The organism is Pseudomonas syringae CC1557, from assembly GCF_000452705.1.
In the GTDB taxonomy this organism is placed as follows: Bacteria; Pseudomonadota; Gammaproteobacteria; order Pseudomonadales; family Pseudomonadaceae; genus Aquipseudomonas; species Aquipseudomonas syringae_F.
Genome location: NZ_CP007014.1, coordinates 1,819,241 through 1,836,279, shown reverse-complemented (window position 1 = coordinate 1,836,279; position 17,039 = coordinate 1,819,241). Strand labels below are relative to the sequence as shown.

Here is a 17,039-nt window from a genome sequence, read left to right as displayed (position 1 = left end):
GTAGGGCTTTTTAAAACTTGTCGTCCATTCTTGAAAAAGTCCTGGCCTCGGCCTGGACAGACTTATTCCATGATCGAACGCTTGAGCGAGGGCGCGACTATGCCCGGCAAAAACGCATCGTGCTGGAAGACTCCAGCCCGCAGATCATCCGTACCGCGTGCCGTGGCTCCGGCCTGGAAATCTATACCCAGACCCTGCTGTTCAAGGACCCGGATCGCTACAAAAATTACCTGACCTGCAAATGCACCTGCCCGGTCCGCAACGATTGCAAACACTGTGTCGCTGCGCTGCTGTTTTTGCAGGACCCGCAAAACCGGCCGTTGTTGCAAGCGGCCCTGAGTTCGCACCAGAAAGAAATCGAGCAGCACGTCGAACGGCAGATCGCGCAAAAGCCAAGGCTTCCGGAACGCCTGATCGATGACCTGCAACCGCGGCCCAGGCTGATTCTGGCCAGCGTCGAGTTCAGCGCCTACGAGCCGCGTAACGGTCGCATGCAGCGCCATGTGCAGCATCGCGCTGCCCTGGCCTTCGCCTACGGCAAGCATTACGCAGTCGGCACCACCAACGTGAGCATTCTGGTCAGTTCGCTGGGCAGCGACCTGGTGAACCAGAAAAGCGACATCATCGAACACACCGAAACCGAAACCCTGCGCATACGCCGCCAGGGCGAGAAAGAGCGGCAGCTGCGCCAGGAGCTGGCCGATCTGGGCTTCAAGGTCGCCACCCGGCAGAGCAAGGCCTTGCCTGACAGCGCTGGTGATATGTACGAACTGCCCAACGACAAGGCCTGGCTGCATTTCGTGCTGGATGACCTGCCGCGCCTGCGCGAACAAGGCTGGGAAATCGACATTCAGGAAGAGTTCGGCTTCGATGTCACGCCGGTGGAAGACTGGTACGCGGTTATCGAAGAAGAGACCGAGCGCGACTGGTTCGACCTGGAACTGGGCATCATCGTCAACGGCGAACGCCTGAGCCTGCTGCCGATCCTGATCAACCTGATCCGCAGCCATCCCGAACTGATGAGCCCTACCGCCGTAGCCAAGCGCGGCGATGAAGAACAATTGCTGGTGCAGCTCAACCACTTTACCCAGAGCGGCGGCAGCCCGGTGCAGATTGCCCTCCCCTACGGCCGGCTCAAGCCGGTACTGGCAACGCTGGGTGATTTCTACTGGCGCCAGGATGGCAACAACGCGCTGCGCATGAGCAAGGCCGATGCTGCGCGCCTGACCCAGCTCGAAGACCTGCCGCTGACCTGGCAGGGCGGCGACCGTCTGCGCCATTTCGCCGAGCGGCTGATCAACATCAAGGACGCACCGGTCAGCCTGCCTGATGGCCTGAACGCCACACTGCGCCCTTACCAGCTTGAAGGCCTGAGCTGGATGCAGTCATTGCGCGAGCTGGAAGTCGGCGGCGTGCTGGCCGACGACATGGGCCTGGGCAAGACGCTACAGACCCTGGCGCATCTGTTGATGGAGAAGCAGGCCGGACGCCTCGACCGCCCTGCGCTGGCGGTCATGCCGACCAGCCTGATCCCCAACTGGCTGGACGAAGCCGAGCATTTCACCCCGGACCTCAAGGTGCTGGCGCTGTATGGTGCCAATCGCCATCAGGACGCAGGCAATCTTCAGGATTACGACTTGATCCTGACCACCTATGCGCTGTTGCCCAGAGACCTGGAACTGCTCGAAAAACAGCCCTTCCACGTGCTGATTCTTGATGAAGCGCAGTACATCAAGAACCCCAACAGCAAGGCAGCGCAGGCTGCGCGCAACCTCAACGCCCGTCAGCGTCTGTGCCTGAGCGGCACGCCGCTGGAAAACCACCTGGGCGAGCTGTGGTCGCTGTTCCACTTCCTGATGCCCGGCTGGCTGGGCAACAGCAAGGAATTCAACAGCAATTACCGCACGGCCATCGAAAAGCACGGCAACCAGGATCGTCTGCACCACCTCAATGCGCGCATCAAGCCATTCCTGTTGCGCCGCACCAAGGAACAGGTCGCGACCGAACTGCCGCCGAAGACCGAAATCATCCATTGGGTCGACCTCAACGACGCGCAGCGTGATGTTTACGAAACCGTGCGCCTCGCCATGGATAAGAAGGTCAGGGACGAAATTACCCGCAAAGGCGTAGCGCGCAGTCAGATCATCATTCTTGAAGCACTGCTCAAGCTGCGTCAGGTGTGCTGCGACCTGCGGCTGGTCAATCACGACATGCCGGTCAACAGCAAGCAAGGCACCTCCGGCAAGCTCAACAGCCTGATGGAAATGTTCGAAGAACTGCTGGCCGAAGGTCGCAAGATCCTGCTGTTCTCGCAGTTCACCTCGATGCTCAGCCTGATCGAAGAAGAATTGAAGCAGCGCGGTATCGCCTACGCCCTGCTGACCGGCTCGACCCGCGACCGGCGCACGCCCATTCACGACTTCCAGAGCGGCAAACTGCCGATCTTCCTGATCAGCCTGAAAGCTGGCGGCACGGGCCTCAACCTGACCGCTGCCGATACGGTGATTCACTACGATCCGTGGTGGAACCCGGCAGCGGAAAATCAAGCCACCGACCGCGCTTATCGCATCGGCCAGGACAAGCCGGTGTTCGTCTACAAGATGATCGCGCGCGGCACCGTTGAAGAGAAGATCCAGCGCCTGCAACGGGAAAAGTCAGCGCTGGCCGCAGGCGTGCTCGACGGCCGTACCGCGGGTGACTGGCGGCTTCGTGACGAAGACCTGCAGGCCCTTTTCGCGCCGCTGCCTGCTGCGCCGAAAAAGACCCGCAAGTAACCTGCTACCAGGCGCTTATTCGCCAGCCGCCCGCTGGAGGATTTGCGCCGTGGACAGGACCGTGGCGTATTCGCCGTGCAGATTGGCCAGCGACATGGCATGCACCTCCTCGGCACTGCGCGGCGTGCCGAAGAAATCCTGCTGATCGAAGGTGAAGCAGGCGTCATGTGCGACCACGACCTCAAACCCCAGATTGCCACCGCTGCGCGCGGTGGATTCGATTGAGTTATTGGTAATGACGCCGACAATCACTACCTGCCTGATCCCGTCGGACCTTAGCCACATTTCCAGAAACGACCCGCAAAAGGCGTCAGGCACCTGCTTGCTCAGCTCCCGCTCATCGGCCTGCGGCATGAACGCCGGTTGATACTCGACACCTGACTGCTCGGGCCAGAACACCGATTCAGGTGACGTGGAAAAATGCCGGACGTGGATCACCGGGCGCCCCGAGCGCCGCCATGCGTCCAACAGTGCGACCACATTCGTCTCAGCCTGTGGATTGTTACGTCGCCCAAGCTTTGGATGATTGATGCCCTGTTGCAGGTCGATGAGGATCAACGCGCTGTTGTCCTGAATATCCATAACAAACCCGTCCGAACTTTTGGTTCAGGAAGACTATCGCAATCAGGGTCTATTCTGGTCGCAATCGTCGATACGTTTCGGCCTGTACGAAACCTGCGCAAAGGAGAACATCATGATCGAACACCTTAAACTCGCTGGCAAAGTGGCTCTGGTGCAAGGCGGCTCACGCGGCATTGGTGCTGCCATCGTCAACCGCCTGGCCAAAGAAGGCGCGGCGGTAGCATTTACCTATGTCAACTCCGAAGTCAGCGCACTGGAGATTCAGGACAGCATCAATGCCAACGGCGGACGTGCGTTGGCCATCCATGCAGACAGCGCCGATGAAAAAGCCATTCGCCAGGCCGTGCAGACCACCGCTGAAACCCTCGGCAGACTCGACATTCTGGTCAACAACGCAGGCGTGCTGGCCATCGCTCCGCTCAACGAATTCAGCATGCAGGACTTCGACAAAACCTTGGCCATCAACGTGCGCAGCGTGTTTATCGCCAGCCAGGAAGCCGCCCGCCATATGGAAGAAGGCGGGCGCATCATCAACATCGGCAGCACCAACGCCGACCGCATGCCGTTCGCGGGTGGCGCGGTTTACGCCATGAGCAAATCGGCACTGATCGGCCTCACCAAAGGCATGGCCCGCGACCTCGGCCCGCAAGGCATCACTGTCAACAACGTCCAGCCCGGACCGGTCGATACTGACATGAACCCGGCGCAAGGCGAATTCGCCGAAAGCCTGAAGGCGCTGATGGCCATCCCCCGCTACGGCAAAAGCGAGGAAATCGCCAGTTTCGTCGCCTACCTCGCAGGCCCGGAAGCGGGCTACATCACCGGCGCCAGCCTGACCATCGACGGCGGCTTCAGCGCCTGATTCACCCACGGCAAGCGGCCCTCTGCCCCACGCGCCCGACCGGGCTGCCCTGCCCGGTCGGACCTTTTGCCGGCGAATAAGCGTTTATCTGCTTAACCACATGAAAAATCTGAAAAAAAGTTTTGCGTTAGGAAAGGCTTTCGACTACATTAGCGCGCCTCGGCAGACACAACGTTGTTACCGAGATACGGTGAGGTGTCCGAGTGGCTTAAGGAGCACGCCTGGAAAGTGTGTATACAAGAAATTGTATCGAGGGTTCGAATCCCTCCTTCACCGCCATATTTGAAACACATAAAACCCCTGAATTCGTTGAAGAATTTCAGGGGTTTTGTGGTTTCTGGGGTCTGAAAAAGTGCTCATGGGACGAATATGGGATCAGCAGAAACCAGCCCATTGAAAACTTATGGGCGTAGCGCACACTCAAGCTGAGCCATATTCAGGCAAAACGAAGGGAAGCGAGATAATCACTGCATGACAGGAATTGAGGAAAATCAAACTGCCGGATATTGAAGGAGGGATTCAAGATCTATTGCGTAATAGTCTGAAGCTTCAGATCAAAGCTCCATTCTCGGAAACTTGATGGTTCAGCGTCGGCCTGGCGGGAACATTGTTATGCTTCGGCAACGAAGCCGAGATACGCTCCAAGGCTCGCTGATCGCCATCATTGAGCTTCCTGTAGTCCTGAATAACTTCAACTTCCCTGACATTCAGGCCTGCCGAACTCATCGGCACATGCTTACCCGTCACTATATAAAGAACATCCACTCCGCCTTTGGCGATGGCGGCCAGGTAGTCCAGCTTGGGTTTACGCTTGCCCATTTCATAGTTAGCCTGGGCATTGGCCCGGACGCCGCCCATGGTCGCGAAATCGCTCTGACTCAGGGCGCTTTTACGACGCTCTTCGATCAGTCTTTCACCAAAATTTTCCATGCTGGTACTCCTGTGTAGACTCGACGACCATACACCTATTGCCTGTCCGACAGATGATTAATTGCGCTCCGGCGCACTAATTCGCTTGCAGAACCATTCTCGATATGGTCTGCACGCCCCGCCAGCCGCACTCATCGTACAAGTTGAAGATTCGCCACTAATACGCTAGTACACCCTCGCCCGCTGTCACCGAGGGTCCATGCATGGTCTAAAGTAGCCTGCTGAGACAGCATCCCCACCCTTGAATCCTTCCGGGCCTCATCATTATGAATGACCGAGCACATGATCTGGCTTCTCGCCTGATCCGCAACTTTAACGATGCGACACTGGCGCACGAGGTTCGCGAGCCGTTGTATGAAAGCGCAGCTGCGCGGCTGGGTACTGGAACGGCGGCAAGGAAGCTTGGTGCGTCGATTGATATCGTGGCGCCGGGCAAGCGTTCATGCCCATACCATTTCCATCATGCCCAGGAAGAAATGTTCGTGATTGTCGAGGGTGAAGGCAGCCTGCGGGTTGCGGGGGAAATGCTACCCATCAAGGCGGGGGATGTGCTGTTCATCCCGGCCGGGCCGGAATACCCGCACCAGATCATCAACACCTCGCAGTTTCCGCTTAAATACCTGTCGATCAGCACCCGGGAGTCGCCGGAAATCTGTGAATACCCGGACTCGGGCAAGTATCAGGCAATGGCTTCCATTCAAGGCACGCGGGCCTTTACAGCCAATCAGCGGATCACTGAAAACGTCGATTACTGGGATGGTGAGCCTTGATTAAATTTGTTTCGATATTGTATCGAGCAGTTCACGCTTTTTTCACGTTCGCGGGTTTATTGTTAACTCAATTCCCAGCAAGACCTTAAGCCCGCTACCCCCCATCGCGGGCTTTTCTTTGTCTGCGATTTGAGGGCATGCCCTTGCGATGGCAGTGAAATATCGGGCAATCTGCAGCCCGATCCAACCTGCAGAAAAATGGTTTCCAAGCCGTATCACCCGGATGACAAATCTCCCAACATGAAAAAAGTCCTGAGAAGCCTGACCCTCGCCGTCACTTGCCTCGCGGGGGCTCAAGCCTATGCCGCCTGCCAGATGACCCCAGTTGCCTATGACATGCCGACGCAACGCCTGGATGAGGCACTGCAACAGCTGGCGCATCGTTCTGGCTGCCCGATCAATGTGAATCTGGGCGCAGACAGCAGCAAGAAGGTGAAAAAATTCAAGGGCACGTTCACTCCTGATCAGGCGCTGGTACTGGTCTTGAAAAAAACCGGCCTGGAAGGCTATGTCGAAAACGACGGATTGACGGTTGATCGCAGAGGCCAGGATTTCGTCCATGAGCGAGCGACGGAGCTTCGCAAGTCTATTGATGACGCCGGGACAAAGCTTGAAGCCAAGCGGAAAAAGCGCTTCCTGCATCAACTGGATACCATCGAAGCCGGGTCGAAAAAACTGGCACTTGAACAGAGCTTTATCAGCGCAGCCGAGATGGCGAGCTACAAACGCGACTTTGATGAGATGTCGAAGCAGATACCTGTAAACAAGTGATCGCCTGTGAATGCGCTAGAATCTGCTGATTTTTGGCTGCGCAGCCTGGCCGCTTTGGGATATCGATGAAGAAGACCGCTTTATTTGCGCTGTTCATGGCGCTACATCCAACTGCCTATGGCGCTGGCGATGCAGAGGCCGGGAAAGCGGTGTTTACGCGCCTTTGCTCCGGCTGCCACAAGATCGGCCCTTCCGCGCGTCATGCATTCGGCCCGCAACTCAATGGCATCGTCGGGCAGCGTGCCGGGCAACAAGAAGGCTACGTCTATACCGATGCAATGAAGAACTCGGGAGTGGTCTGGAACCGCGAAGAACTGCGCACCTATATCAAGGACCCGAGCGACGTGGTGCCCGGCACCCGGATGAAACTGTGGTGGATGGGCAGTGACGATCGAATGGACGATTTGCTGGAATATCTGGACGCGAATAAATAACGGGGTGTAGCGACAGCGTTTGATTCCCCCGGCACTTGCCGGGGGCAAACGATCCGTTACTTGTCAGGTGTGTACGGCGGATAATCGTTCTTGGAACCACCTTCAGTGGCTGGCGTCTTGGCAGGCTCGGTCGGGTCGACTTGCGGGTCCTCGGTCTTCGGCGACTCTTCGTCGAAACCCAAATTATCCTTGCCCTCGTTTTTGCTGTCTGGCGTGGTGCCGGTCATATGCGCCTCCATTTAAAAAAATTCAGAACCTGATAGTCAGAGACCTGACTGGCGCAGCCGTGCAATGCGACTGACGAACGGACATTTCCCGCGCAAAGGCATGATGTGGCAGCATTCGACGCTAGGTGATAGCCTTGCGCTATCTAGGGAGAGATTCATGAAAAGGCTTTCAATAACGCTGGCGCTGGCCTCAGTGTTCGGCGCAAGTACAGCACACAGCGAAATATTCAAATGCACTTCACCTGAAGGCAAGGTGAGCTTTGCGTCCATTCCGTGCGACAGCAACGTACAGAGCACGCTGCAGCGGCCCGGCCCGCCGTTGATTCTGCGCGAGGGAGAGCCGCTGGACTATGTCCACAAGACCAACCTCAAGGCCACCGAGTACCTGAAGGTCAGCAGTCGCGCTCACGTGACGGTGGTCGAAACAGAACGTTACAAGGCTTATCAGCGCAACCGCCCGCCACCGCCCAGCGTCGCTTCCCAATGCAGAAGCCCGAACTATAACAGTCAGTGCTTTGACCCATCGGGCGGGACGTCTGCACACAAGGACGCGGCTCGCCAGAAAGCCGCTCGATAAACCGTTACGCCGTTCTCACCTCTTTGCGCACTTCACTGATCTGTATCTCCGGTATCAGATCGGTGTAGTTGATGATGTCGCCGTTAATCTCTTTGGCGTGCGGCCCCATGCCAGCCTCGAAGGCTTCGATGGAATCGCAATAGATGTGGCACATTGCGATATACAGCGGGTCTGAGCCTGGTGCAGCACCGCCAATGCCACGATCGACGCTGTAGCCCTTGCAATGTTCGCCCATGAGTTTCTGCACCAGCGGCAAGTGCTTGTCACGGTAGTACTCGTGGTCGAAACGTGCGCCCTCTTCATACGCATACAGCACGCTGACTTTGATCATGTCGATGTCCTCTCAAATGGATAGCTGCAGATTCTCTGACACTCTAGCGATTAACCTGTCCAGGTGCTGACATCAATCCTCTGCTCCCGCACAATCACGCGTTCTTTTCAGGCCGCACCGAGATGCGTACGGCCATCTACCCGTTTGAGGAACCTGCCATGAACGCACTTGAGTGGAACGAAGCCGCGCTGGCGAAATACCTCGCGACGCATCCGACCCTGAAGGATGAAATCAGCAGCCTGAGCCCTGAAGAGCAAAAGCAGCAAGTGCAATGGGCCTTCGAAGACGAGGCAGAAGATCAAGGCATTGAGCCATGGGAACTGGCGCTGGAACTGATTGCCGAGTCGCCCGAGCAGTTGCAGAGCATGCGTCTGGAAGCGCATCACCAGGTGGCCGAGGCGCTGGGAATGGACTGGGAAGAATATTGCGGTTTCAACGATATCCAGCCGTGACCGGGGCCTTGTATACCGGCGAATCGGCCATTGATCAGCAAGCCATTCAGTGACCGGCCAGTCAGCGCTTTACCTGATCTTTGTGGATGAGTAACGTCTGCCTACTTCAATAAAGGAATCACGTCATGAGTGATCTGGTCTCGTACCATCTGGACGACGGCGTTGCCACGCTGACCCTGAACAACGGCAAGGTCAATGCCATCTCCCCAGAGGTGATTGTCGCGTTCAACGCCGCACTGGATCAGGCCGAAAAAGATCGGGCCATCGTTATTCTGACCGGTCAGCCGGGCATTCTGTCGGGCGGCTACGACCTCAAGGTCATGACGTCGAGCGCCGAAGCCGCAATTGACCTGGTCGCAAAAGGCTCGACGCTGGCACGACGCATGCTGTCGCACCCCTTCCCGATCATTGTCGCCTGCCCCGGCCACGCCGTCGCCAAAGGTGCGTTTCTGCTGCTGTCTGCAGATTACAGAATCGGTGTGGCGGGCCCCTTCAGCATCGGCCTGAACGAAGTGCAGATCGGCATGACCATGCACCACGCCGGTATCGAGCTGGCCCGTGACCGACTGCGTAAATCAGCGTTCAACCGCTCGGTGATCAACGCCGAAATGTTCGATCCCGAAGCGGCAATGGCGGCAGGTTTTCTGGACAAGGTGGTCAGCGCCGAAGAGCTGCAAAGTACCGCATTGGCGGTCGCGGCGCAGTTCAAGAAGATCAACATGAACGCGCACAGGAAAACCAAGCTCAAGGCCAGAAAAGCATTGCTCGATACACTGGATGCCGCGATCGAAGAGGATCGACAGCACCTGCTTTGACGCTTGACCCGAAGCCCGCCTGTGCGGGCTTTCGTTTATCCGCGAACTGATCCGCATTTGATCAATCTGATCAGCTACCGCGCATGATCATTTGCGCCACTGACATATTGAAGAAGCGATAGCGCCATGGGTCGAGTTGTTGCAGCAGCGGTTTACAGCAAAGGCAAGAAAGTCCGGGACATCACTCTTGATGAAGGTGCTGCCTGGGCCGCCAAGCCTGACCATTTCGTCTGGATCGGGCTGGAGCAACCCAGTGCAGAGGAACTGACCAGCCTGAAAGAGCAGTTCAACCTGCATGAACTGGCCCTTGAAGATGCCATGGAGGTTCACAGTCGTCCGAAGCTGGAAACCTTCGGCGATGCGCTGTTCATCGTGACCTATGCGCCGGTGCGCGATAACGGCAAGCTGCTGTTCATCGAAACGCATATCTTCGCCGGCAAGGGCTACGTGATTACCTCACGCAATGGGCACTCCAAGTCCTACGGGCTGGTACGTCAGCGTTGCGAAGCAAGACCACTGCTGCTGGAACATGGCGAGGACTTCGTGCTGTACGCCCTGCTGGATTTCGTCACCGAAAATTATCAACCGGTGACAGAAGCCATTCATGCCGAGCTTGAGCTGCTGGAGCAGAGCGTGATCGGCGGTGCGTTGCGCGAGTCCGACATCCAGCACATCCACGCGCTGCGCCGCGACCTGTTGCGCATGCGTCGCTATGTGGCGCCGATGGTAGAAGTGGGCGAGGAGCTGCAGAGACTCAGTTTTCCGTTCATCGACAAGAACATGCGGCCGTACTTCCGCGATGTCGAGATCCACGTCAAACGGCAGATGGAAGACCTCGGTAACCTGTGTGACATCGCCAGCCAGACCATCGAAATCGGTCTGCTGCTGGAGTCGTCACGACAAAGTATCGTGCAGCGCAAGTTTGCCGGCTGGGCAGCGATTCTGGCGTTCCCGACTGCAATTGCCGGGATCTACGGCATGAACTTCGAAAACATGCCCGAACTCACCTGGCACTACGGCTACTTCATCGTGCTCGGCGTAATCTTCGGTGGCTGCGGAGCATTGTTTGCCAGCTTCAAACGCTCGGGCTGGTTGTAGAGCGATGCGCCACAAAGCGCATCATCCACTCTGCCACTGTGGCCCCGTGGTGATCATGATCAAGGCTGGCGACGCCCTGCCGGTAAATCTGCTCGCCCAGTGCTTCCTGACGAAGGTCCAGCAAGCGGCGTGAAAACTCGTGAATGAATTCAGGGTGGCCCTGGAAGCACAGCACTTGATGGTTGATGTGATAAGCCGCGTACGGGCAAAACTCGCTGGAAGCAATCACCGTGGCGTTCTCGGGCAGCGCAGTGACCTGATCCTGATGGCTGATCAATAACGTCAGCGTGTCCATCTTCGGGGTCATCCACGGCGTGGCGGTTCCCAGCTGATAATGATGGATACCCACACCCCAACCCTGAGTGGCACGTTCGGTCTTGCCGCCCAGCAATAACGCCAGCAACTGGTGGCCAAAGCAGATACCCAGCAGCTTTTCGCCGCGCTGGTAAAGCTCGAGCAAGTAGACCTTCAACGTTTGTATCCAGGGATCGGTGCCGAACGAGTCGGCTTTGCTGCCGGTAACCAGATAGGCGTCGAAGCGCTCGTCCTGAGGTGGGTAAACGCCCTGCACCACGTTGTATACCGACAGTTCTGTAGGGATTGGCTGACGCGCAAACAGCAATTCGAACATCCGTCCGTAACCCTGATACTGCTCAACCAGCTCCGGACGCAGGTTATCGGTTTCCAGAATACAGATGCGTAAAGACATAAATGAGGACCTGAAACAGTAATGAGGTAAAGCCAACCTACGAAGCCTGCCTTTAAGACCCTGCTAAATCAAGCAGCGCCGAGCGTACAGAAGGCGCGCGCGTAAGATGCAGGACAACTCTGACTCGGACGAACGGTACAAAACAGTCAATTTCGCAGGAAGTGTCTAGCAAAGGGCTGTAGCCCCACGCATGGGTATATTGATAACCAGGCGTTTAGATAAAGCAATTTTAAATGCCGAACGGTTCTATGGACCAGCGCACGTCAGCTCTATGTTTATATCTGTAACAGAGAGAGCGACGAAAAACCCTTCAGCGCTCGGGGGAGCGGTCAGATGACTGGCCCCGTCTGTTCAATGCTAAATCGTGTCAGCAATCGATGACTCGCCATCTATTTGCAACATACGGCGCGTTAAATCGTCAGGAATAAAAACAAAAGGCGGTCAGCCATGCTCAAACTCAAACGTTCTAAAGTACGTCAGGCAGGACTCATCCTGTTTACCACCACGCTACTACTGATCGTGCCAAACCTTAATCGATTGTTTGGCTGATCCGCTACGCTTTCGTCCCGCGTGCAACTATGCCACTCTTTCCACTCGAATGAAGGGAGACGGGCTTATGCGCGGATGGATAGCGTTATGCGCACTCGCAGGCAGCTTCGCTGCACAGGCGGGCGTTGTGGATCAGGCTGCAGCGGTGGCGGCCTTGAAAGAAGGCAAGTTGGCGATGGATGTGCGCAGCCAGAGCGACTATGAGGCGGGTACTGTGCTGAACGCCGTGCGGGTCGATGAGGGGCGGCTGGTCAAGCAGATGAAACAGGTACTCAACGACCGCAATACGGTATTTGTCATCTTCAGCAGCGATAACAACAAGGCTAACAGGGCGCAGGACAAACTGACGGCGGCGGGTTACTTCAGCGTCATCAACGGCGGCAACTACGAAGAGTTGCATAACGCGCTATACGACACCTCTGACGACCCTGCGGAATAAGTCCGGCCATGACCCTTTAGCGATGCGCAGATTGCTTCAGATCAATCCGCGCAGCACTCGCCCTACTGATGCTGGCTTTGAGCCTGAACCCTGGTCTTCACTTTGGGCGTGCCGGTCATGGGTGAAACCACGACCTTGGCGTGCATCTGTTCCGATCCGCCGCCACGGCGCATGCCACGCACCGGACAGGCATCCAGATAATCCAGCCCGACGGCCAGTTTAAGATGGCGCTCGGGAATCGCCAGCTGGTTCGTCACATCGAAGCTGTACCACGCGTTATCGATCCATGCCTCGGCCCAGGCATGGCTGGACAGATGCTCGCTGTCCTCACTGCACAGATAACCGGATACATAACGTGCCGGCACGCCCAGACTACGAGCGCAGGCCAGAAACGCGTGAGTATGGTCCTGGCAGACGCCTGAGCGACCGGCAAATGCCTGGGCCGCGCAGGTATCGACCTCTGTCGCGCCCTGGGTGTACGTCATGTGCTGATTCAACGCCTGCATCAGATCAATCAGTGCGGTACGGTCGTTGCGCTTGCGACACTCTTTTGCCGCAAAGCTGCGAATCGCTTCGTCCGGCTCGGTCAGGCGCGTCACGCGCAGGAACGGCAGCGCCGACTGGCTCTCATGCTCGGCTTCGCAGGTTTCGTCGATTTCTACCTGCCCGCGCGCGCCGATAATGATTTCTTCGTGCGGCTCTTCCAGACTCAGCACGTGCAGGATATTGCCGAACGGGTCGACCTGCGCCCGCACCGGGCGCGGTAGCGTCAGCTGCCAGCTGAGCACTTGCTGGCGCTCGCTGTCATGGGGGGTCAGGCGCAGGTACTGGATACTCGAACGCACCTGATCATCGTAGTGATAGGTGGTCTCGTGGCTTATAGAGAGTCTCATGCAGCCTCCAGGTACGATATGTGGATGGCATCACCCAATTGGGCCAACATCGGGATGAATTCGTTCAGCCACTCGTGCAGGCCTTCATCGAGGATTTCGTCGATGCTCGTGTAGCGCAGTCGCGCGTCCATTTCGGCCGCCATGCGCTGTGCCGGGCGACCGTTGATGCCTGGCAGGCTGGCGAGGATGACATCCATCTCTTCCAGACAGGCGCGCAACGAACGCGGAATATCGGCACGCAACAGCAAAAGCTCGGCAACCTGACGTGCGCCAGGGGCGTCTCGATAGACTTCAGTGTAAGCCTCGAACGATGACAGTGCGCGCAGCAAGGCGCTCCACTGGTAGTAACCGGCCGCCGAGTTGTCGGCAGCGGCATTCGCCTGCGGGCCACGCAATTCGAGCATCTCATAGCGGGCATCGAGCATGCGCATGGTGTTGTCGGCGCGTTCGATGAAAGTCCCCAGACGAATGAAGCGAAAGGCATCGTTACGCATGATGGTGCCGTAAGTGGCACCGCGGAACAGGTGCGAACGCTCCTTGACCCACTCGCAGAACCGACTCATGCCGTAGCGCGTCAGGCCTTGCTGAGCGATGCCACGGATTTCCAGCCACGTGGAGTTGATGTTCTCCCACATGTCCGCCGTAATCCGGCCGCGTACCGCGTGCGCGCTGGCACGTGCCGCGCCCAGGCAGCTGTAGATGCTTGCCGGGTTGGTCGCGTCCAGGGCAAAGAAATGCAGCATGCGCTCGGCATGCAGTTCACCATGACGTTCGATATAGGTTTCCAGGGTTCCGGTAATCAGCAGTGGCATGGCTATTTCATCCAGCCCGTCGCCACGCCCATCCTGGGGCATCAACGACAGCGAATAGCTCACGTCCAGCATTCGGGCGAGATTCTCTGCTCGCTCCAGGTAACGCGACATCCAGAAAAGATCGGAGGCAGTTCTACTTAACATTGGCAGGCATCCTTAATCCTCGACCACCCAGGTGTCTTTGGTTCCGCCACCCTGAGACGAATTCACGACCAGCGAACCTTCACGTAACGCTACGCGGGTGAGGCCGCCAGGTACGACGCGGGTTTCGCGACCGGACAAGACAAAGGGGCGCAAATCGATATGTCGCGGGGCAATGCCGTTCTCGACAAAGGTCGGGCAGGTCGACAGGCACAGCGTTGGCTGGGCAATGTAGGCATGTGGCTTGGCTTTGAGACGCGCACGAAAGGATTCAATCTCGGCGGCCGTCGCTGCAGGGCCGACCAGCATGCCGTAGCCGCCGGAGCCCTGGGTTTCCTTGACGACAAGGTCTCCCAGGTTGGCCAGCACGTGTGACAGCTCTTCCGGCTTGCGGCACTGCCAGGTTGGTACGTTCTTGAGAATCGGCTCTTCGTCCAGATAGAAACGAATCATGTCGGTGACATACGGATAGACCGACTTGTCGTCTGCCACCCCCGTGCCGATGGCATTGGCCAGCACCACGTTGCCGGAGCGGTAGGCGGACAGCAGGCCCGGCACACCCAGCATCGAATCGGGATTGAACGCCAGCGGATCGAGGAACGCATCGTCCAGACGACGGTAGATCACATCGACGGCTTTCGGGCCATCGGTGGTGCGCATGAACACCCGGTCATCCCTTACAAACAGGTCAGCACCTTCCACCAGTTCGACGCCCATCTCGCGAGCCAGAAACGCATGCTCAAAAAAGGCGCTGTTGAAGCGGCCAGGCGTCAGCACCACTACACTCGGATTGTCCAGATGGCTGGAACTCTTGAGCGTGTCGAGCAGCAGGTTCGGGTAGTGATCGATCGGCGCGATGCGTTGCGCAGAGAACAGCTCCGGAAACAAACGCATCATCATCTTGCGATCTTCGAGCATGTAGCTCACACCGCTAGGCGTGCGCAGGTTGTCCTCCAGTACGTAATACGTGCCGTCGCCATCGCGCACCAGATCGACGCCGGAAATGTGCGAGTACAGATCACGGTGCAGATTTAGGCCTTGCATTGCCAACTGATATTGCTCGTTGGCCAGCACCTGCTCGGCAGGAATGATCCCGGCCTTGATGATGCGCTGATCGTGGTACAGATCAGCCAGAAACATGTTCAGGGCCTTCACACGCTGAATGCAGCCGCGCTCGACAATGCGCCACTCGCTCGCGGGAATGCTGCGCGGAATGGTATCGAACGGGATAAGCCGCTCGGTGCCCTGTTCGTCACCATAGAGCGTGAACGTGATCCCGGCGCGATGAAACAGTAAATCGGCTTCACGCCTGCGTTGAGCCAGCAGCTCAGGTGGCGTATCACCCAACCAGCGGGCGAACTCCCGATAATGCGGGCGAACAACACCGCCAGCATCGTACATCTCGTCATAAAAGGTGCGGATCATGCCGTACTCCTTGTCACCGTGGACACCAAGACCATCGCAAGGCCCGTGCCACCGACATAAACGCATTGATATCAAGGACTTGAATAAAAAACCGGCATTCTCTGCACCATTCCTGTGCATTAAACGCCCAAGCCAATTCTCTTACGCCTCATTCAGATGCGTCATTCAACCTTGAAATCTATGATCAGCATAGCGAGAGTTGATTTCCTCACGCGGCAATAGTTCGCCACAATCGCCAGCAACCGAGCAAACACGGCACCCAACGCCATCTTTGCGTTAGCTTTTTCAGGCCTGAACCGCCACGACGTTACCAAACGCTCTCGAAACAGACTTCCCTTTGCGCCACTCGTTTGAGTGGCTTTTTTTTGCCGACATTTTCATGGTGATACACAAGTCGTGGCAAAAAAGCCCGGATTCGCGCACGCGACGTATTTAAAACAAAACGGCCTGACCGGGACGTCATCCTGGTCAGGCCGATCAGTGCTCTGTTTCAACCTGTTCAAACAGCGCATATCAAGCGTGCAGTCTTCTGATCTCCTGAGTGACACCCCAACCTTCGACTTCTCCATCCATGGGCGAAATCACCATCTGAAAATCCTGCTCGAAATCACCGATTCCGTCGTACGTCGCATACATCACTTTGCTCAGTTGCAAGTGCCAGGCACCGTCATCACGTACGTTTATCTGGGTGTTGAGGGATTCACCGCGAAACTGCTCTGCGGCCTGCCGTGCCCGTTCCTCGTCCGGGAAAATGGCATAGAACTCGATGGGATAGATTCGCGCAAAATCAAAACCGCCTTCTTTCATGCGGCGCAGAACATTACTGCTGATGTCCTCTTGATAGGCTGTGCTCATGAAACGTCCTCCTATGCAACGATAGATAGAGTTTCAACTCTTCCAGGGCGACCACGGGATGAGTGGTCACCGCACGACAGATAATCCGGCGTGGGGAATCAAGCATGTAGCTGACCAGACAGGGCTTGCGCACAGGCCCGGTATCGGGATGTCAGAGGCCATTTGAAAATGGCCTCATCTGCAGATTAGCCCTATCGCGGACCGTATGCCAAGTGGTTGGCACGAAAAGGTTTTTAATCGGTGAGGATCAGCTCGCTTCTGTAATGGAAATGATCTCCACACTGTTATGGTCCTTGAGCGTCTTCACAGTAGGCTCTTCGGTGCGTCCGTCAAGATCGTTGAGATCCAGTTCGTCCGTCAACGGATAAAGACCCTTGCGCAGCAATTGCGCAACTTCTTCCTCGCTGGGGCGCGCCTCGAAAGCGGCCACATGACGCTGCTGCACGCCATCCTTGTCCAGATACAAAATGGCCCACTGTTTCATCAATGCCTCCATAACGAAGCCAGGCACTCTGGCTTATGGGATAAGGACCTTTTTACCAGCGCATTCGTTCCACCGGATCAGCGATGGACACTAGCTGATGGCGGGCAAA

The 17,039-nt window shown here is 57.0% G+C and carries 20 protein-coding genes and 1 tRNA gene; 11 read left to right on the top strand and 10 right to left on the bottom strand.

The window, feature by feature from the left end; genetic code table 11:
• Window positions 1-17: 17 nt before the first annotated feature.
• Complete coding sequence (locus N018_RS08660) at window positions 18-2,774, top strand: DEAD/DEAH box helicase (RefSeq protein ID WP_025389338.1); 2,757 nt, start codon at window positions 18-20, stop codon at window positions 2,772-2,774.
• Between the two features lie 15 nt (window positions 2,775-2,789).
• On the opposite strand, the gene N018_RS08655 is transcribed toward N018_RS08660, so the two are convergent.
• Window positions 2,790-3,356: a cysteine hydrolase family protein gene (locus N018_RS08655; protein ID WP_025389337.1), complete on the bottom strand. Its 567-nt coding sequence runs from the start codon at window positions 3,354-3,356 to the stop codon at window positions 2,790-2,792.
• A 112-nt stretch (window positions 3,357-3,468) separates the two neighbouring features.
• On the opposite strand from N018_RS08655, the gene N018_RS08650 reads away from it, so the two are divergent.
• The gene (locus N018_RS08650; RefSeq protein ID WP_025389336.1) at window positions 3,469-4,218 is read left to right on the top strand and encodes a 3-oxoacyl-ACP reductase family protein; all 750 of its coding nucleotides are present in this window, start codon (window positions 3,469-3,471) and stop codon (window positions 4,216-4,218) included.
• A 189-nt stretch (window positions 4,219-4,407) separates the two neighbouring features.
• Window positions 4,408-4,497, top strand: a tRNA-Ser gene (locus tag N018_RS08645).
• Between the two features lie 270 nt (window positions 4,498-4,767).
• Here the strand turns inward: N018_RS08645 and N018_RS08640 are convergent.
• Complete coding sequence (locus tag N018_RS08640) at window positions 4,768-5,148, bottom strand: helix-turn-helix domain-containing protein (protein ID WP_025389335.1); 381 nt, start codon at window positions 5,146-5,148, stop codon at window positions 4,768-4,770.
• Between the two features lie 266 nt (window positions 5,149-5,414).
• Here N018_RS08640 and N018_RS08635 point away from each other — a divergent pair, with 266 nt between their 5' ends.
• The 3 genes from N018_RS08635 to N018_RS08625 all read left to right on the top strand — a co-directional run bounded on the left by N018_RS08635 (window position 5,415) and on the right by N018_RS08625 (window position 7,123).
• Window positions 5,415-5,918: a cupin domain-containing protein gene (locus N018_RS08635; protein ID WP_024644223.1), complete on the top strand. Its 504-nt coding sequence runs from the start codon at window positions 5,415-5,417 to the stop codon at window positions 5,916-5,918.
• A gap of 240 nt (window positions 5,919-6,158) precedes the next feature.
• Window positions 6,159-6,689 (top strand): hypothetical protein, encoded by a 531-nt coding sequence (locus tag N018_RS08630; RefSeq protein ID WP_024644222.1) that lies wholly within the window; start codon window positions 6,159-6,161, stop codon window positions 6,687-6,689.
• Between the two features lie 65 nt (window positions 6,690-6,754).
• Window positions 6,755-7,123 carry a c-type cytochrome gene (locus N018_RS08625; protein ID WP_024644221.1) on the top strand — a complete coding sequence of 123 codons (369 nt, stop codon included), beginning with the start codon at window positions 6,755-6,757 and terminating at the stop codon, window positions 7,121-7,123.
• A 56-nt stretch (window positions 7,124-7,179) separates the two neighbouring features.
• On the opposite strand, the gene N018_RS08620 is transcribed toward N018_RS08625, so the two are convergent.
• Window positions 7,180-7,350 (bottom strand): DUF6021 family protein, encoded by a 171-nt coding sequence (locus N018_RS08620; protein ID WP_032632489.1) that lies wholly within the window; start codon window positions 7,348-7,350, stop codon window positions 7,180-7,182.
• Window positions 7,351-7,507: 157 nt separating this feature from the next.
• Between N018_RS08620 and N018_RS08615 the strand changes: the two genes are divergently transcribed.
• Entirely contained in the window at window positions 7,508-7,927 is a 420-nt protein-coding gene (locus N018_RS08615) for an iron ABC transporter substrate-binding protein (protein WP_024644220.1), read from the top strand.
• 4 nt (window positions 7,928-7,931) lie between these two features.
• Here the strand turns inward: N018_RS08615 and N018_RS08610 are convergent, their stop codons facing one another.
• Window positions 7,932-8,258: an EthD family reductase gene (locus N018_RS08610; RefSeq protein ID WP_024644219.1), complete on the bottom strand. Its 327-nt coding sequence runs from the start codon at window positions 8,256-8,258 to the stop codon at window positions 7,932-7,934.
• A gap of 158 nt (window positions 8,259-8,416) precedes the next feature.
• Here N018_RS08610 and N018_RS08605 point away from each other — a divergent pair, with 158 nt between their 5' ends.
• The 3 genes from N018_RS08605 to N018_RS08595 all read left to right on the top strand — a co-directional run bounded on the left by N018_RS08605 (window position 8,417) and on the right by N018_RS08595 (window position 10,623).
• Window positions 8,417-8,710: a DUF6388 family protein gene (locus N018_RS08605; RefSeq protein ID WP_024644218.1), complete on the top strand. Its 294-nt coding sequence runs from the start codon at window positions 8,417-8,419 to the stop codon at window positions 8,708-8,710.
• A gap of 125 nt (window positions 8,711-8,835) precedes the next feature.
• On the top strand, window positions 8,836-9,525 hold the full coding sequence (locus N018_RS08600) for a crotonase/enoyl-CoA hydratase family protein (protein WP_025389334.1): 690 nt from the start codon (window positions 8,836-8,838) through the stop codon (window positions 9,523-9,525).
• A 126-nt stretch (window positions 9,526-9,651) separates the two neighbouring features.
• Window positions 9,652-10,623, top strand: coding sequence for a magnesium and cobalt transport protein CorA (locus N018_RS08595; RefSeq protein ID WP_024644216.1), 972 nt, complete (start codon window positions 9,652-9,654; stop codon window positions 10,621-10,623).
• Here the strand turns inward: N018_RS08595 and N018_RS08590 are convergent.
• Window positions 10,601-11,332 (bottom strand): amidotransferase, encoded by a 732-nt coding sequence (locus N018_RS08590; protein ID WP_024644215.1) that lies wholly within the window; start codon window positions 11,330-11,332, stop codon window positions 10,601-10,603. The two genes, N018_RS08595 and N018_RS08590, sit on opposite strands and share 23 nt — an antisense overlap.
• 616 nt (window positions 11,333-11,948) lie before the next feature.
• Here N018_RS08590 and N018_RS08585 point away from each other — a divergent pair.
• The gene (locus N018_RS08585) at window positions 11,949-12,320 is read left to right on the top strand and encodes a rhodanese-like domain-containing protein (protein WP_024644214.1); all 372 of its coding nucleotides are present in this window, start codon (window positions 11,949-11,951) and stop codon (window positions 12,318-12,320) included.
• 62 nt (window positions 12,321-12,382) lie between these two features.
• Here the strand turns inward: N018_RS08585 and N018_RS08580 are convergent, their stop codons facing one another.
• The 5 genes from N018_RS08580 to N018_RS08560 form a co-directional block, all read right to left on the bottom strand.
• Window positions 12,383-13,213 (bottom strand): transglutaminase family protein, encoded by an 831-nt coding sequence (locus N018_RS08580; protein WP_024644213.1) that lies wholly within the window; start codon window positions 13,211-13,213, stop codon window positions 12,383-12,385.
• A complete protein-coding gene (locus N018_RS08575; RefSeq protein ID WP_024644212.1) occupies window positions 13,210-14,169 on the bottom strand; it encodes an alpha-E domain-containing protein in 960 nt (319 codons plus the stop codon). The genes N018_RS08580 and N018_RS08575 overlap by 4 nt, the downstream gene beginning before the upstream one ends.
• A 12-nt stretch (window positions 14,170-14,181) precedes the next feature.
• Window positions 14,182-15,591 (bottom strand): circularly permuted type 2 ATP-grasp protein, encoded by a 1,410-nt coding sequence (locus tag N018_RS08570; RefSeq protein WP_024644211.1) that lies wholly within the window; start codon window positions 15,589-15,591, stop codon window positions 14,182-14,184.
• A 513-nt stretch (window positions 15,592-16,104) separates the two neighbouring features.
• Window positions 16,105-16,446 (bottom strand): ribonuclease E inhibitor RraB, encoded by a 342-nt coding sequence (locus N018_RS08565; protein WP_005617305.1) that lies wholly within the window; start codon window positions 16,444-16,446, stop codon window positions 16,105-16,107.
• A 247-nt stretch (window positions 16,447-16,693) separates the two neighbouring features.
• Window positions 16,694-16,930 (bottom strand): hypothetical protein, encoded by a 237-nt coding sequence (locus N018_RS08560; RefSeq protein WP_024644210.1) that lies wholly within the window; start codon window positions 16,928-16,930, stop codon window positions 16,694-16,696.
• Window positions 16,931-17,039: the final 109 nt, after the last annotated feature.

Coding starts and splice junctions, on each gene's coding strand:
- N018_RS08625 (WP_024644221.1), top strand. CDS start 6,755: ATGAAGAAGACCGCTTTATTTGCGCTGTTCATGGCGCTACATCCAACT.
- N018_RS08650 (WP_025389336.1), top strand. CDS start 3,469: ATGATCGAACACCTTAAACTCGCTGGCAAAGTGGCTCTGGTGCAAGGC.
- N018_RS08560 (WP_024644210.1), bottom strand. CDS start 16,930: ATGAAACAGTGGGCCATTTTGTATCTGGACAAGGATGGCGTGCAGCAG.
- N018_RS08655 (WP_025389337.1), bottom strand. CDS start 3,356: ATGGATATTCAGGACAACAGCGCGTTGATCCTCATCGACCTGCAACAG.
- N018_RS08640 (WP_025389335.1), bottom strand. CDS start 5,148: ATGGAAAATTTTGGTGAAAGACTGATCGAAGAGCGTCGTAAAAGCGCC.
- N018_RS08635 (WP_024644223.1), top strand. CDS start 5,415: ATGAATGACCGAGCACATGATCTGGCTTCTCGCCTGATCCGCAACTTT.
- N018_RS08595 (WP_024644216.1), top strand. CDS start 9,652: ATGGGTCGAGTTGTTGCAGCAGCGGTTTACAGCAAAGGCAAGAAAGTC.
- N018_RS08600 (WP_025389334.1), top strand. CDS start 8,836: ATGAGTGATCTGGTCTCGTACCATCTGGACGACGGCGTTGCCACGCTG.
- N018_RS08630 (WP_024644222.1), top strand. CDS start 6,159: ATGAAAAAAGTCCTGAGAAGCCTGACCCTCGCCGTCACTTGCCTCGCG.
- N018_RS08570 (WP_024644211.1), bottom strand. CDS start 15,591: ATGATCCGCACCTTTTATGACGAGATGTACGATGCTGGCGGTGTTGTT.
- N018_RS08605 (WP_024644218.1), top strand. CDS start 8,417: ATGAACGCACTTGAGTGGAACGAAGCCGCGCTGGCGAAATACCTCGCG.
- N018_RS08590 (WP_024644215.1), bottom strand. CDS start 11,332: ATGTCTTTACGCATCTGTATTCTGGAAACCGATAACCTGCGTCCGGAG.
- N018_RS08580 (WP_024644213.1), bottom strand. CDS start 13,213: ATGAGACTCTCTATAAGCCACGAGACCACCTATCACTACGATGATCAG.
- N018_RS08610 (WP_024644219.1), bottom strand. CDS start 8,258: ATGATCAAAGTCAGCGTGCTGTATGCGTATGAAGAGGGCGCACGTTTC.
- N018_RS08585 (WP_024644214.1), top strand. CDS start 11,949: ATGCGCGGATGGATAGCGTTATGCGCACTCGCAGGCAGCTTCGCTGCA.
- N018_RS08565 (WP_005617305.1), bottom strand. CDS start 16,446: ATGAGCACAGCCTATCAAGAGGACATCAGCAGTAATGTTCTGCGCCGC.
- N018_RS08615 (WP_024644220.1), top strand. CDS start 7,508: ATGAAAAGGCTTTCAATAACGCTGGCGCTGGCCTCAGTGTTCGGCGCA.
- N018_RS08620 (WP_032632489.1), bottom strand. CDS start 7,350: ATGACCGGCACCACGCCAGACAGCAAAAACGAGGGCAAGGATAATTTG.
- N018_RS08575 (WP_024644212.1), bottom strand. CDS start 14,169: ATGTTAAGTAGAACTGCCTCCGATCTTTTCTGGATGTCGCGTTACCTG.